4 protein-coding genes are annotated in these 16281 nt (G+C 72.7%); all 4 read left to right on the top strand.

Annotated elements, in window-relative coordinates:
* Nucleotides 1-171 precede the first annotated feature (171 nt).
* The 4 genes from ACFWZ5_RS00605 (at nucleotide 172) to ACFWZ5_RS00590 (ending at nucleotide 16279) form a co-directional block, all read left to right on the top strand.
* Nucleotides 172-1194, top strand: coding sequence for a 3-oxoacyl-ACP synthase (locus tag ACFWZ5_RS00605; RefSeq protein WP_384786970.1), 1023 nt, complete (start codon nucleotides 172-174; stop codon nucleotides 1192-1194).
* 109 nt (nucleotides 1195-1303) lie between these two features.
* Complete coding sequence (locus ACFWZ5_RS00600; protein WP_384786967.1) at nucleotides 1304-3208, top strand: amino acid adenylation domain-containing protein; 1905 nt, start codon at nucleotides 1304-1306, stop codon at nucleotides 3206-3208.
* Between the two features lie 85 nt (nucleotides 3209-3293).
* Nucleotides 3294-8054 carry a condensation domain-containing protein gene (locus ACFWZ5_RS00595; protein WP_384786964.1) on the top strand — a complete coding sequence of 1587 codons (4761 nt, stop codon included), beginning with the start codon at nucleotides 3294-3296 and terminating at the stop codon, nucleotides 8052-8054.
* Nucleotides 8051-16279, top strand: a complete 8229-nt coding sequence (locus ACFWZ5_RS00590; RefSeq protein ID WP_384786961.1) for an amino acid adenylation domain-containing protein — start codon at nucleotides 8051-8053, stop codon at nucleotides 16277-16279. The genes ACFWZ5_RS00595 and ACFWZ5_RS00590 overlap by 4 nt, the downstream gene beginning before the upstream one ends.
* Nucleotides 16280-16281: the final 2 nt, after the last annotated feature.

Genomic DNA, 16281 nt, shown 5'->3' with positions numbered 1-16281 from the left:
AGGCCGTGGCAGGCGCAGGAGTTGAACGGGCGGAGGCTGAGCGCAGAGCAGCAGGGCCGACCGGTTCTTGAGGCACGCCAAGGTCATGCAAACCATCGAGGGAGCGGACGAGGTCGCCGAGGCCTCCCACAGCAGCCAGCTGCTGGGGCCGTCCGCAAGGAGGCTGTCACGGTGAGCACGCAACGGCGCATTGTCATCGGCCCTGTCGCCACCTGGTTCCCGGAGGGGGAGATCGCCGTCACCGCGCTGCCGGAGCTGGACAAGCTTCCGGCGGCGCGGCGTGAACACGCGCTGGGGCTCGGCGTCGACACCGTCCGGGACGCCGGCGAGGCGTCCGAGGTGGACATGGCGGAGCACGCGGCCCGGATCGCGCTGAGCCGCGCGGGGCTCGACGCCGCCGATCTCGACGCGCTGCTGCTGGTGCAGGGCCGTGTCCCGGAGTATCTCCTGGCCTCGGAGGCGACCCGCCTCCAGCACCGGCTCGGCGCGCACCGGGCGTTCACGACCGCGGTCGGTGACCTTGGCTGCGTCTCGGTCTCGGCTGCCTTCGCCCTCGGTTCCGCCCTGCTGCGCGGGGACCCGCGCTGTCGCAACGTCCTGGTCGTGGCCGCGGCGCGGACCCCGACCCCCAACAGGTACCGTCCGCCGATGACCCTGCTCGGCGACGGAGCAGGCGCGGTCCTCCTCACCACGTCGGGCACCGGTACCCATGAACTCGTCGACCAGACCGTGCGGAGCGACGGCAAGTACGCCGACCTGTTCTTCATCGACTACCGCCACATCCCCGAGCCCGACTGGGCCGAGGAGTGCGCGGACGAGCCGACGTACTCGTTCCGGCTCGCCGTGGAGAGCCGGAAGCGCTTCGCCGCCCTCAACGCGGAGTTGCTGGCCCGCAACGGACTCGGCCAGGAGCGGATCGGCACCCATCTGACCCAGAACCTGGCCGCCGGGGCGTTCGCCTTCTGGGAGGAGGCGCTGGACACGGAGATACATCCCGTCTGCCGGCGCAACCTGGCGGCCTACGGACACCTCGGGTCCGTGGACGTCCTGATCAACATGACGGACGCCGCGGCCACCCAAGCCCCCGGCGAGCACTGCCTGGTGATGAACAGCAGCCCCGTCGCGGCATGGAGCACCTGGCTGCTGCGCCGTCTCGGAGAACAAGAAGAACGAGCCGGGGACGTGGTCCGTTGACCCCGGCCGCCTCGCCATGGCCGACGACGGCGGCACCCGGGCGTGCTGGACCACCCGAGCCGAAGCGCACAGCACGGCACTGTCGTCGAGGAGGTAGGGGGTGACTCGGGTGACAAGGACGCCTACCGGGCACAGAGCGCTGTCCGCGGTCGTACGGCACTTCACGCGGGTGCCCGACCGCACAGCGATCGTGGTCGGTCCGCGGGCACTGACCTATCGGGAGCTGGACGAAGCAAGCGCCGCGCTCGCCGCACGCCTGACGGCCGCCGGCGTCCGGCCGGGCCGGACCGCCGTGCTGTACCAGCGACAGACCGTGGAAGTCGTGGTGGGCATGGTCGCGGCGGCACGGATCGGTGCGGCCTGGTGCGTGGTGAATCCCGGGCATCCGGTGGAGCTGCTGCGCGCACTGCTCGACGACGTCGACTGCGGGGCCGTCGTCTTCGATCCCGCCGACCCGGCGACCTCGGCCGACGCGGTCGCGGCGCTCGGCGCCCGCGCCCGTGGGGCCGCTCCGGTGCTGCTGGAACAGGGTGGGCCGCGACCGGCCGGCCCGCCTGCGGATGACGTGGTCTCCGTGCCGGGCAACGCACCGGCATATGTGATCACCACCTCGGGATCGACGGGCGTTCCGAAGGCCGTGGTCATCACGGTGGACAACCTGGCCGCGCTGCTCGAATTCTGGGACTACCCCTACGACGAGTCACACCTGGTCGCGTTCTCCGCGATGCGGCTCACATGGGACGGATCACTGCACTTCACCCTGCGGCCCCTGATTCTTGGCGGAACAGCCGTACTGCCCGGCGAGGACGAGCTGTCCGACGCGGACGCCGCGGCCCGCCTGGCCCGCACCTGGCGGGCCACGCACCTGGCGGCCACACCGTCGTTCTACCGGCTCATGCTGCCCGGGATGGCGTCGTTCGGCGCGCACCTGCGCCTTGTCGTCCTCGGGGGCGAGGCCCTGCCGGTCCCCCTGGCCGAACGCCACCGCGAGGTGCTCCCCGGGGTCGACCTGAGGAATGTGTACGGCCCCACGGAGACCACCGTGATCAGTCTGGCGCACCCCGTTCGGGAGGCTGCCGGGTCGGTAGTGCCGATCGGCCGACCCTTCGGTGCCTGCACGGCGTACGTGCTGGACGAGCGCCTGATGCCTGTTGTGCCGGGCCGCGTGGGCGAGTTGTACATCGGCGGCCCACACGTGGCCGCCGGATATGCGGCGCGCCCCGCACAGACCGCGGAGCGGTTCGTCGCCGACCTGTTCACCGGACAGCCGGGGGAGCGCATGTACCGCACCGGTGACCTGGCGCTGGTCAACAGTGACGGGGAAGTGGAGTTCCGCGGCCGGGCCGACGGCCAGATGAAGGTCAGAGGGGCGCGCATCGAGCGCCGTGCCGTCGAGTCCGTACTGGAGAGCCATCCCGCCGTGAGCCAGGCGGTGGTGCTCGGCGTGCCCAGCGAGCACGGGGAGACCACCCTCGCCGCGTTCTGGGCACCGGCCGAGGCGGCCGCCGTGTTGCCCGGCACCAGGGAGCTGCTGACGTACTGCGCGGAGCGCCTGGTCGCCCAGGCCGTGCCGGAACGTCTCATCGCGCTCGGGGCGTTCCCGTTGGCGCCGAGCGGCAAGGTGGACGAGGCGGCGCTCCGCGCCTTGCTGACCGACCCCCTGGCGGGTGCCGCCGCCGAAGGGCGGCAGCGGTGGACACCGGTTCAGCGGTCGCTGGCCGAGATCTGGGCGGCGGTGCTCCAGCACGACGACTTCGGGCTCGACGACGTGTTCTTCCAGGTGGGCGGCAACTCCCGGCGGGTGGTGGAGCTGCACGTGCGGATGGAGGGCGTCTGGCCCGGCGTGCTGCGGGTCGGCCAGCTGTTCGATCTGCGGACCGTGGCGGAGCAGGCCGAGGCCCTGGAAGCGGGCCGGGCAACGAGGGCGGAGCAGCAAGGGCGCCCACGGCCGGACGACGACGTGGCTGACAGCCCTGGCACGGGGACCGACGGCCCTGTTCTTTTCGAGATATGACCCGAGGCGCGCCCCGGCTACGACCCGAGGTGCGCCCCGAGAAATGACCCGAGAAATGACCCGAGGTGTGACGAGGGGAGCCAGCATGACCGGCTTACGTCCGGGACCGGCTGACGCGGACAGACCGGACGGCGCGGACATCAGGCGTGGTGAGAACGCCTGGCGCGGAGAGGACATCGCGATCGTCGGCATCGGCCTCCGCTTCCCCGGGGCGTCGAGCCTGGCGGAGTTCCGCTCCGGCCTCACCGCGGGGCGGGACCGGGTCGGTCCGATGCCGCCGGAGCGGGCCGAGGCGACCGGCCTGGACGCGGCCGTGAACCGTCTCCCCATGGGGCATGTCGAGGACATCCACACGTTCGACCACGCCTTCTTCCACATCTCCCGGCGTGAGGCCGCGCTGATCGACCCCCAGCACCGGATGGCCCTGACCCTGGCCCACCGGGCGATCGAGGACGCCGGTTACTCGGTGGCGGATTTCCATGGCAGCGAGACAGCGGTGGTGTGCAGCGCCTCGGCGTCCGGCTATCACACCCTCATCGGCGAACAGGGGGCGCTCGGCGCTCTGGGCAACGCCCCGTTCGGGCTTCCCGCACGCATCGCGCACACCCTCGGCCTCGCGGGACCGTGCTACGCGGTCGACACCGGGTGCAACGGCTCCCTGATCGCCGTACACCACGCCTGCCGCGAACTGGCCGCCGGTGACGCCGAGTACGCCCTAGCCGGGGGCGTCAGCCTCCGGGTGGAGGGAATCCCGGTCGCGGAGGCGGTCGGCTTCACCGAACTGGTGTCGCAGAGCGGCCGGTGCCGGGCCTTCGACGCCGACGCCGACGGAACCGTCTCGGGTGAAGGCGGGGCCGTGCTGCTGCTCACCACCCTCCGCCGCGCGCTGTCGGACGGTGCACCGGTCCATGCCGTGATCCGGGGCAGTGCCACGCTCCACAACGGGGCCACCGCCAGCACCATCAGCGCCCCGAGCGCGGCGGCACAGCGGCGCGTCATCGCCAAGGCGTGGGCCGCCGCGGGCGCCGACCCGCAGCAGGCCGGCTACCTGGAAGCCCATGGTTCGGGGACCCGCCTCGGCGACGCCGTCGAACTGGAGGCGATCGCCGAGGCGTTCTCCGGCCGCAAGGATCCCCTTCCGATCGGCTCGGTGAAGACCAACATCGGCCATCTCGACCACGCGGCCGGTATCGCCGGACTGGTGAAGGCCGTGCTCAGCGTGCACCACGGCGAGCTCTACCCCTCGCTCCACTTCGAGCGGCCGACACAGGACATCGATCTGGCCGCGGCCGGGATCGAGGTGCTCACCGAGACGCGCCCATGGCCGTCGGCGGGCAGCGAGCCCCGGCTCGCCGGAGTCAGTTCGTTCAGCCTCGCCGGCGTCAACGCGCACTGCGTGGTGGCGCAGCCGCCGGAGCCGGCCCGCCCCGCAGGACCGCGGGCGCCTGCCGGGGAACCGCGGCTCGTCGGAGTCTCGGCCCGCACCCACGAGGCGCTGACCCAACTGTGCGGGGACCTGGCGCTTGCCCTGCGGAACAGCGAACTCGCCCTGGACGACGTGGCGTACACCCTCAACCAGGGCCGCACACACCACGCGTACCGCGTCGCGGTGACGGCGCGGAGCACCCCGGACCTGGCCGTTCAGCTCGCGGCTCAGGCGACCTGGCTGCGGGCCGAGGACGGCCGGGCACGCGACGGCCGCAAGCCTCCGGCCGTGGCCCTGCTGCTCTCGCAAGATGCGATGCCCGCGGGCATCAGCGGGGGTGAACTGCCGTCCGCCCTTCCCGCGACCGGGAGGGCGGCCGAGATCCTCGCGGCGCAGATCGCCCTGTACGACGCGCTCCGGCTCCGCGGCATCGCGTTCGACGCCGTTCTGGGCAGCGGCACGTCCCGGTTCGCGGCGCGGTACGTCCTCGGCCGCTCGACCCTCGGCGACCCGGCGGAGTTCGCCGCCGTACAGGCCGCGCCGATCGACGCCGACGGACTGGTCCGCGCGGCCCGGACCCTCCTCGCCGACGGTCCGGTCCTCTTCCTCGAACCCAGCCCGGAAGGAGTCCTCGGCAGCCTGCTCGCCGAGCGCCTCGCCGGCGACGCGGGGGCCCGGGTGCGGGTTGCCCACGGGCTCACGGACGTGGCCCGCCTGCTGTACGAGAGCGGCATCGACGTGGACTGGGCTCAGGTGCAGTCGGCGCCCGCGTACGCCGCGCGGGTGCGGCTGCCCGGCCATCCCCTGCTCGGTTCGCCGTGCTGGCCCGCGCCCGTAACGCCGTCCTCAGCGGTGCGCGCCACGTTCGTGCCGCCGACCTCAGTGGTTCCGCCGCCTCCAGCGGTGCCTGACGCCTCCGTATCGCCGCCCCCGGCGGTCCCCGCCACTCCCGTACCGTCGGCGGGGGCCCTCGCTGCCGCCGTGCCCACGGCCGCCGCGGAACTGCGCGCGGAACGGTCCGGCGATGCCCCGCACCCGGCCGCACCGACGGCCGTCGCGGCTGTCACGGCCGGTGCGGCGGGACCTGAGGAGAGCACCGAGCCGCTGGACGGCGTCGACTGGCTGCAGAGCACGCTGCGGGAACTGCTGCACGCCGAAGGGCCCATCAGCCCCGATGACGACTTCTTCGACCTCGGCCTCAACTCCCTCATCGCGCTGCAACTGGTCGACCGGATCCAGTCCCGGTACGGCGTCCGGCCCAAGCTGATCGACGTGTACGAACGACCCCGGGTGGCCGACCTCGCCGAGCTGATCACACCGGCGGACGCGGCGTCCGAGGCCCTGCCGCCCATCACCCCCAGGGACGAACTGGTCCTGTCGTTCGGCCAGGAGCGCATGTGGTTCCACCACCAGCTCGACCCCGACACCACGCTCTACAACCTGCCGATGGTCAGCCACATCCGCGGTCCCCTCGACGTGGACGCGCTGCGCGGCATGTGGGAGGACCTGGCGGAGCGGCACGAGGTGCTCCGCTCCAACTTCGTCGACGTGGACGGCACTCCGATGCTGCGGATCCGGCCGACGCTCGGCGACTTCTTCCGCTTCACCGATGTCGCGGCGGAGCGCGACCCGGTGGCCGCGGCGCGGGAGTTGGTGCGCGAGGTGGCACAAGTGCGGTTCGACCTGGAGCACGACCCCCTGCTGCAGGTGCTCGTCGTCCGGCTCGGCCCCGACGAGCACGTCCTCCAGGTCACGGTTCACCACGCGGTCAATGACGGACACTCGCCGAAGATCTTCCAACGCGAGCTGCCGATTCTCTACGCCGCGCGCCAGGAGCGGCGGCGGGCGGAACTCGACCCGCTTCCTATCCGTTACCGGGACTACGCCGGCTGGCAGCGTGATCTGCTCGCACGCTCCGCGCTCGATCACGAACTCGCCTACTGGGTCAGCACGCTGCGTGACGCGCCCGTGCTCACGATGCCCACGGACCACCCGCGACCCCCACGGAGACGATTCGTCGGCGATCTGTGTCCGTTCACTGTCCCGGCGCCGGTCCTGAGGGCGCTCAGAGAGCTGGCCCGCCGCGAGTCCGTGACCCTGTTCGTCGTCCTGCTCACCGCTCTGTACGTGCTGCTCGCCCGGTACAGCGGACAGCGCGACATCGTGGTCGGCTCTCCGACGACCGGTCGTAACCGTCCCGAACTGGAGGGCCTCATCGGCTTCTTCAACAGCACGGTGGCACTGCGCGCCGACCTGTCGGGCGAACCCAGCGTGCGCGAACTCCTGCGGCAGGTCCGGTCGGTGGTGCTCGGCGCGCTGGAGCACCAGGAGATCCCCTTCGACCGGGTCGTGAACGCGCTCGGCGGTGAGAAGGACCTGAGCCGGGCACCGCTGTTCGACGTGTCCTTCGTGCATCAGGAACTGCCGCCGATCCAGGCGCTCGGCACCGCGGTGGGTGACTTCTTCGACCAGCGCGACACCGTCGCCAACAGGTTCGGCGGGATGCCGGCCGGTACCGCCAAGTGGGATCTGACCCTCCTCACCAACGACCGTGAAGGGGACGAGGACATGGTGGCCTGCCTGGAGTTCAGCACCGAGCTGTTCACCGAGGAGACTGCGGCGGAGCTGACCGCGGCCTATCTCGGCATCCTCGACGACCTCGCAGGAACGAGGGACACCGACCGTCCCGTACCCGGTCTCCAGCCCGTACCCGGTCTCCAGGGCGGGTCGGTACCACCGAAACGGTCCGCGCCCGCGGACTCCGCGCCGCTGCCGCGGATGCGGGTTCCGGCCGACCGGCCGCGCTCCTCCGGCCCGGTCCACGCGTCGGCCACAGCCACCGTGGTGGTCGACGGCGGTCTCCTCGTGGGGCCGGGGCCGGATGTCGATGCGGATGCGGTTGTGGAGCCGGAGTCGGCGGCCGGCGACGTACGGAGCGAGCTTGACGGCGCCCTGCTCGCCGCCTGGCTGGTCCTGCTCGGCTGGTACACCGGCCAGGACGAGGTAGCGGTCCTGGCCGACACCCCGCACGGGCCGGTCGCGGTGCGCGCCGACCTGTCCGACGAACCGGGCTTCACCGCACTGCGGGACCGGCTCCACCGCACGCCTGCGGAGCCGTTCGCCCCCGAGGCCGGGCCGCTCCCCGTGCGATACGCCGGGAACAGCACCACGGCGGACGGGCACGGAGCCGAGCTCAGCCTGTCCTGGTCCCGGTCGGACGCGGGACTGACACTCGTGATCGGTTACGCACCGGAGCTCTTCGACGAGAGCACCGTGCTGACCATGGCCACCGACCTGACGCGTCTGCTGACCGGGCTGACGGACTGCCCCGAGGCGTCCGTGCAGGAGGTGGCGCTCGACCACATCATCCAGGACAACCGGTCGGACGACCTTGCCATGCTGGAGGAGACGGCGCGATGAACACGTACACCCACGGCCGTGAGCCGGGAGGAGCGGGTCCTGGCGGGGCCGTCGAGCCCGGCGGTCGGGCCGCTGCCTTTGAGAACCCCCGACGCGGCGCGTCCGACGCCGGGAACACCGACGGCGCCCAGGGCTCCGCACCGTACGCCGCCCAGTACGTCAGCCTGCGCGGCCCGGTGCGGGAGGCGGCGCTGCGCGCCGCGATGGCAGGCTCGGGCGCCGGGTTCGAGATGATCGACGCCACCGGCACGGCCGATTCGGATGCCCTGGTCAGGGCTCGGGTCGAGGCGGAACTCGACCGCGCGCCCGATGCGGACCAGGCACCGGGCTCCGTTCACCTCCTCTTCCGCCTGAGCCCGGAGCGATACGGCTGGTTCCAGCTGCACCACGGTCCGGCGGCGGAGGAGGCGATGGACGCGACCCTGCGCCGCGTCGCCACCCGGTACGCCACGGCGTCCGGCGCCGCCGAGGTCCCCGCCGACGAGCGCACGGACACCGCAGCCGACCGGGCGGGAGACCAGCGCGCGGCCGCTACCACCGGCGAGTCCGCGCCCCGGGCGGTCGGGCCCGGGCCCCAGGTCGTCGGGCCCGCGCGCATGGCCCGCTTCGACGCGTCGGACCGGACCCGCGTCACGGCGGGCGCGGCCCTGGCCAGGGCCGCCCGACGCAGCGGCGGGGGTCCAGGAGCAGTGCTCCTTGCGGCAGTCGCCGTCTACGCGCACCGCAGGTTCGGATCGGACGACCTGGTGATCGGGTACCGGAGATCCGGCACGACCGTTCCCGTCCGGCTCGCGATGAACCCGCGCCTCACTTTCGCCGAGGTGGCGCGCGCGGCGGGCGCTCAACTGCGCCACGCGGGGCGAAGCGGCGGGCTCGCCGCGTCGGACGAGCCGTCGTCGAAGCCCGCGGACGCAGACCAGGTCCTCGCGTGCGAGCTGGTGGATCACAACCGGACCGTCCCGTTCGGATCCTGCGAGGCCGCGGTGGTGTCGGTCTGGGCCCCGGCAACCGGTCTTGACGTGCGGGTCGACGCGGACGGCGAGTGGGAGACGGAGGTACGGGCCGACGAGGCGGGCGACCACCAGCGCCGGTTCGTGGCTCTCCTCGAGCGGATGGCACGCCAACCGGACCTGCCCGTCGCCCGGTTCGACCTCGCGGACGAGAAGGAACTCACGCGGTACCGCGAGGAGTTCAACGACACCGCGCGCGAGGTGCCGGAGGGGACCGTGTCCGGGGCGTTCCTGGAGCAGGTCCGCCGTGCTCCCGGCGCGGTGGCGGTGCGCCACCGCGGGAGCGAGCTGACCTACGCCGAACTCGACGAGCGGGCGGACCGTGTGTGCCGGCTCCTTGCCGAGCGGGGTGCGGGACCGGAGCGCCTGGTCGCCGTCATGGTGCCCCGGACCCCCGAGATGGTGGTCGCCCTACTGGCCGTACTGAAGTCGGGCGCGGCCTATGTGCCGATCGACCCCAAGTACCCGGACGGCCGGATCCGCTATCTCCTGAACGACGCGCGGCCCGCGGCCGTGCTGACCACGGCCGCGCTGGTGGGCCAACTCCCCGCGGCGGACGCGCCACCGGTCCTGGTACTGGACGATGCCGCCACCGGCGCCGAGCCGGCCGCCCCCGTCGACGCACCGGCGCGGGAGGGGCTGGCACCGACGCGGGCGAAGCCCGCACCGGAGAACGCCGCCTACGTCATCTACACCTCGGGCTCGACCGGAAACCCGAAGGGCGTGGTGATCACACACCGGAACGTGGTGAACTTCGCCGCCTGGGCGGTGGCCGAGATGGGCGCCTCGGCGTTCGAGCGGGTGCTCGGCGCCACCTCGCTGAGCTTCGACATGTCGGTCCTCGAGATCCTGGTGCCCCTGATGACCGGCGGCAGCATCGACCTGGTGCCCAACGTCCTGTCGCTGCTCGACGCCCCCGACTGGAACGGCAGCCTGATCACCGCGGTGCCCTCGCTGTACCGGCGGGTCCACGAGGCGGAGTGGGTGGCCGAGCGCTCGGCGAACTACGGCTTCTCCGGCGAGCCGCTCCCCGCCGAGCTGGTCAGGGAGCTGCGTCAACGCCTCCCGGAAACCCGCGTGTTCAACCTCTACGGGCCGACCGAGGTCACCGTCTACGCCGCCGCCTGGCAGTGCGACCCGCAGGCCGCCGGAAACCCATCGGTCGGCCGCCCCGCGACCAACGTGCGCTGCCACGTCCTCGACGCGGCGCTGCGCCCGGTGCCGCTCGGGGACGTCGGCGAGCTCTACCTCGCCGGGGACTATCTGGCACGCGGCTACGCCCACCGCAGCGCGCTGACCGCGGAGCGGTTCCTCGCGGACCCGTTCTCCGACCGGCCGGGCGGGCGGATGTACCGCACGGGTGACCTCGCGCGCTGGTCCGAGGACGGGCAACTGGAGTTCGTCAGCCGTGTCGACAACCAGGTCAAGGTGCGCGGCCACAGAGTGGAACTCGGCGAAGTCGAGGCTGCTCTGCTGAGGCAGCAGGGCGTGGCCGAGGCCGTCGTCGTCGCCACCGACGACGGCGAGGGCGACCGCCGGCTCACCGCCTTCGTCGTGCCGCAGGGCGCCGCGTGCGTGCCGGAGGCGCTGGCCGACGCGCTGCGGGCCGAACTGCCCGAGCCGTACGTTCCGGCCGCCATCCGTGCGGTGGACGCCCTGCCCCGGAACCCCAACGCCAAGGTGGACCGGCTCGCGCTGGCCGCCCGGGCCGAGAGCGACGAGGCGACGCCCGCGCCCGCGCCGGTCACCAGAGGCCCGGTGGAGATCCTGCGCGAGGTGTTCGCCACGGTCGTGGGCCGTCCCGACGTGGCGCCGGACGACAGCTTCTTCGCGGTCGGCGGCGACAGCATCTCCTCCATCAAGCTGGTACGCCGTGCCCGCCAGGCCGGCCTTGTCATCTCCGTCGAGGATGTGTTCGAGCGCAAGACCCCCGCCCTCCTGGCAGAGGTGGCCGTACCGCAGAGCACCCCCGATGCCGAGCCACCGGCCGCGGACCACGAGGCGCCGCTGATCGATCTTGACGCCGCGGAGCGCGCCTGGCTGGCGGCGACCTGCCCCTGGGCGGAGGACGTCCTGCCGCTCACGCCCGTACAGGAGGGACTGCTCTTCCACAACAGCCACGACCGCCTCGACGAGGACGTCTACGTGCTGCAGTCGGCCCTGGACTTCACCGGCCCGTTCGACGCGGGCGCGATGCGCCGCGCCGCAGCGCTGCTGTGCCGACGGCACACCGGGCTCAGGGCGGCCTTCCTCCGGCTGCCCTCCGGCAGGCCCGTGCAGGTCGTCAGCGCCGACGCCGAACCGGCCTTCACCGAGATCGACCTCACCCACCTGCCGGAGGAAGAGCAGCAGAAGGAGACCGCGCGGCTCACCGAGGCGGACCGCACCACACGCTTCGACCCGGCCGAACCGCCGCTGCTCCGACTGACCCTGATCCGGCAGGGGGAGCAACAGTTCCGGCTGCTGATGACCGCACACCACATCCTGTTCGACGGCTGGTCGGTGCAGATCGTCGCCCGTGACCTGTTCCAGCTCTACGCCGACCCGGACCGCCTGGACGCGCTCGACGACGCCCCGCGCCACCGCACCTTCCTCGCCTGGCTCGGGGAGCAGGACCAGGAGGAGTCCGTACGGGCATGGCGCGAGGCGCTGGGTCCGGTCCAGCCGACCCTGATCGACCCCGCCGGACTGCACCGCAGTTCCGCCTGGCCGGCGCGGCTCCAGCATGAGCTGAGCGTGGCACAGCTCGATGCGCTCACGCGGTCGGCGGCCCGGCTCGGTGTCACCGTCAACACCCTGTTCCAGGTGTGCTGGGGCCTGCTGCTGGCCCAGTGGACGGGCAGGAGCGAAGCGGTGTTCGGGGTGGCCGTATCCGGCCGCGCCCCCGAGGTGGCCGGCGTCGAGTCGATCGTCGGCTTCCTCATCAACACCATCCCCATGCGGGTCACCGTCTCCCCGGCCGAGTCGCTGGCCGAGCTGCTGCAGCGGGTACAGGGCGAGCAGACACGGCTGCTGTCACACCACCACCTCGGTCTCACCAAGATCCAGCACGCGGTCGGCGTGGACACGCTCTTCGACACCGGCATGGTGTTCGAGAACTTCCCGGTCGACCGCGACCCCTGGGGCGATGTCCCCGAACTGTCGTTCCACGCCGCGCGCAACGAGACCGCGGGGCACTATCCGCTCACCCTGATGGCCGCGCCGAAGGTGACCGGAGGCATGCTGCTGCATCTGCTCCACCGCGAGGACGTCCTCGACCGGGCGACGGCCGAGCGCTTCCTCTCCAGAACGCTGCGCCTCCTCGACCTGATGGCCTCCGCTCCCGATACCCGCCTGTCCCACCTCGACCTGCTCGACGACGACGAGCGAGCGGCCCTCGCCGCGTACAGCGGCGGCGACGCCGACGTGGCCCCCCGCACGATCACCGCCCTGTTCGAGGAGCAGGTGGCGGCGGCGCCCGACGCGCCCGCCGTCCGCAGCGCCGGACCCGACGGCACGGACCTCACGTACCGCGAGGTGTCCGCCGCGGCCAACGGCATCGCCAGGGAACTGATCGCCCGCGGCGTCGGTCCGGAACAGGTGGTCGCGCTCGCACTGCCGCGCTCGGTGCAGACCGTGACGGCGGTGTTCGGGGCGTTCGCCGCGGGCGCCGCGGTCACGCTGATCGACCCCGACCACCCCGAGGAGCGGCTCCGGCTCGTCCTGGGGGACACCCGGCCCGCCACTGTGATCACCGATCGGGCCCTCGCCATGCGGCTGGCCCTGAGCGAAGCCGCCGACCTCCTCGTTCTCGACGATCCGGACACCGCTCAGCGCATCGCCGGACACGACGGCCGTCCCGTGGCCGACGCGGAGCGGACCTGCCCCCTGCTGCCCTCGCATGCGGCCTACATCGTCCACACCTCGGGCTCGACCGGGCGGCCCAAGGGCGTCCTCGTCCAGCACACCGGCGTGGCGGCGATGCTGAGCAGCACCGCCGTACAGTCCCGGATCGTCCCGGGCAGCCGAGTGCTGCAGTTCGCCTCCCTGGCCTTCGACGCCGCGCTCTACGAGATGTTCGAGACGTTGTGCAGCGGATCGACCCTGGTCGTCGCCTCTCCGGAGCGGCTGCTGCCCGGCCGCGGGCTCGAACGCCTCGCCCACGAGGAGCGGATCACCACCCTCACCCTTCCCCCGTCCGCCCTCGCCGTGCTCGATCCCGACGCGGGCCTGCCCGACGGCTGCCTGATCCGCGTCGTGGGTGAGGAACTGCCTGCCGAACTGGTGGCCCGCTGGGCCGCTCGGCATCCCATGCTCAACGGCTACGGGCCGACCGAGTCCACCGCCTGCGCCACCATCAGCGACGAGCTGACCGGCGCGAGCACCACCATCGGCCGCCCCGTCGCCACCACCCGGATCCACGTCCTGGACGCCGCGCTGCGCCCGGTACCGCCCGGCCGCGAGGGCGAGCTGTACCTGTCGGGCCCCGCCCTCGCCCGCGGCTACGTCGGCCAATTCGCCCGCACCGCCGAGCGGTTCGTGCCCGATCCGTTCGGGGCGCCGGGCCGGCGGATGTACCGCACGGGCGACCTCGGCCGCTGGAACGCCGACGGCGAGCTGGAGTTCACCGGCCGCTCCGACCGTCAGGTCAAGATCCGCGGCTATCGGATCGAGCCCGGCGAGGTGGAGTCCGCGCTGCTCGCACACGAGGCCGTGGCCCAGGCGGCGGTGCGGGTCTGGACGACGGGGGACGACGGTTCACGCCTGGTCGCCTACGTGGTGCCCGAGCTGTCCGCCGCACCGGGCGCCGTGCCGGAGGAGGAAGTCCTCGCCGATTGGGTGGCGGTGCACGACAGCGTCTACGACAGAGAGGGCGGCGTCGACCGGGAGTCCCCGTCCCCGGACGAAGCCCCCTTCGGCGACTCCTTCGTCGGCTGGAACAGTTCCTACGACGGCTCCCCCATTCCCCGCGAGGCGATGCGGGAGTGGCGGGACGCCGTGGTCGACCGCGTCCGCGAGCTGGCCCCCCGGCGGGTCCTCGAGATCGGCGCGGGCAACGGAGCGGTCCTCGCCCCGCTCGCGCCGCACTGCGAGAGCTACCACGCGACCGACATCTCCCCGACCGCCGTCGACACCCTCCGCCGGCACGTGGCGGCGGCGCCCGCACTGAGCGGCAAGGTCACCGTCAGCCAACAGACCGCCGACGACCTCTCCGGGCTGCCGGAGGGCCACTTCGACACGATCATCCTCAACTCCGTGGTGCAGTACTTCCCTTCGCGCGCCTACCTGGAGCGGGTGCTCACCGGTGCGCTGCGCCTCCTCGCGCCCGGCGGTGCGGTCTTCGTCGGCGACGTCCGGGACGTCAGGAGCCGCTCCGTGCTGTTCACCGCGGCCGGTGTCGGTGCCGCCGGTGCGGTGACGACCGTGGCCCAGGCCCGGCTCGCCATCGGACGGAGGCTGCTCCTCGACAAGGAGCTCGCGGTCGCGCCGGAGTTCTTCGGCGGCTTCGGCGACGCGGCCGACATCCGCCTGAAGTCCGGCAGCCACGACAACGAGCTGACGCGCTACCGCTACGACGCCGTCCTCTACAAGGCGCCGGTGCCCAGCACCTCGGCGGCTTCGGCCATGCCCCTCGTCTGGGGCACCGACGTCCGCGGTCCTGCCGAGCTGTCCGCCCTGCTGTCCTCGGCCGGCGGCACGACGCCGCTGCGTATCACCGACATTCCCGACGCCCGCCTTGCCGCGGACCTCGCTGCGGCACGCGCCCTCGACGCCGCGGCGCCGGCGACCACGATCGGCGCCCTCGACCTGACGGTGCCCGACGACCCGGGCGTCCGCCCGGCCGACATCGAGGACCTGGCGGAGAGGTCCGGCTACCGCGTGCTCGCCGCGCCGTCCGCCGCGCCGGGCCGGTTCGACGCCGTCCTGTTGCCCACCTCGGCTGCCGCCCCGGTCCGCGACGTGTACGCCCCCACCGCGGCCCCCGACGGCCCCGCCGTGCACGAACCGGCCACGGCGGGCGTCGCGGCGGCGCTGCCGACCGAGCTGCCCCGACGACTGCGCGAGGTGCTCCCCGCCCATCAGGTGCCCTCCGCCGTCGTCGTCCTGCCCGACCTGCCCCGCACACGGAGCGGGAAGATCGACCACGCCGCGCTGCCGGACCCCGAGGCACCCGACACGACGGCGGGACGGGCACCGCGAACAGTGCTGGAGAAGCACCTCTGCGAGCTGTTCGCCGAGACCCTCGGCCTGTCGGCCGTCGGCATCGACGACAACTTCTTCGACCTGGGCGGCCACTCCCTGCTCGCCGCCCAGCTGGCCAGGCGGATCGAGCTGACCTGGGGCAGCGGCGTCGACACCGCGACCCTGTTCGTCGCGCCGACCGTGGCGGCCCTCGCCGAGCGACTGGGAACGGACGACCAACGCTTCGCGTTCGACGTCGTCCTGCCGCTGCGCCGCACCGGCGACCGCCCCGCGTTGTTCTGCGTGCATCCGGCCGGCGGAGTCGGCTGGATGTACTCGGTGCTGATGCGCCAACTCGGTGCGGATCACCCGGTCTACGCGCTCCAGGCCCGCGGCCTGGGCGGGGACGAGCCGCTGCCCGGCGACATCGCGGACATGGCCGACGACTACGTGGCGCAGATCAGGAGCATCCAGCCGAAGGGGCCCTACCACCTCCTTGGCTGGTCGTTCGGCGGGATGGTGGCGCATGCCGCGGCCACCAGGCTGCAGGCGGCGGGGGAACGCGTCGGGCTGCTCGCGCTCCTCGACTCGTACGTCGTCGCCGACCACCCGTCGCTGCCGCCGGAGGACGCGTTCGGCGGAGCGCGCGCGATGTTCGCCACGCTGCTGTCGTTCGCCGGCGTCCATCCCGCCGGACTGCGCGTCGACGAGCTGACCACCGAGCGGTTCCTGGAGCTCGTACAGAGCACCGACAGCGTGCTGTCCGGCGTCGCCGAGCGGCATCTGATCGGCATGGGAAGCGTGTACAGCAACAACCTGAAACTGGGCCGGACCTTCCGGCCGGACGTCTTCCGGGGCGATGTCCTCTTCTTCGCGGGACGCCAGGACGCGTCGGTCCCGATGACCGTCGACTCATGGCTGCCCTACGTGCAGGACGGCCGGATCCGCGTCGTCGACAGTCGGTTCCTCCACGCCGACATGGGCAACCCCGACTCACTGGCCGAGGTGGGCAAGGTGCTCGCCGGTGAAATCGGCCTGCTGGAGGGAGAGTAGGC

It is taken from the genome of Streptomyces sp. NPDC059003, assembly GCF_042740445.1.
Classification (GTDB): Bacteria; Actinomycetota; Actinomycetes; order Streptomycetales; family Streptomycetaceae; genus Streptomyces.
The sequence above is the reverse complement of the archived record's forward strand: the minus strand, read 5'-3'. Positions and strand labels throughout refer to the sequence as shown.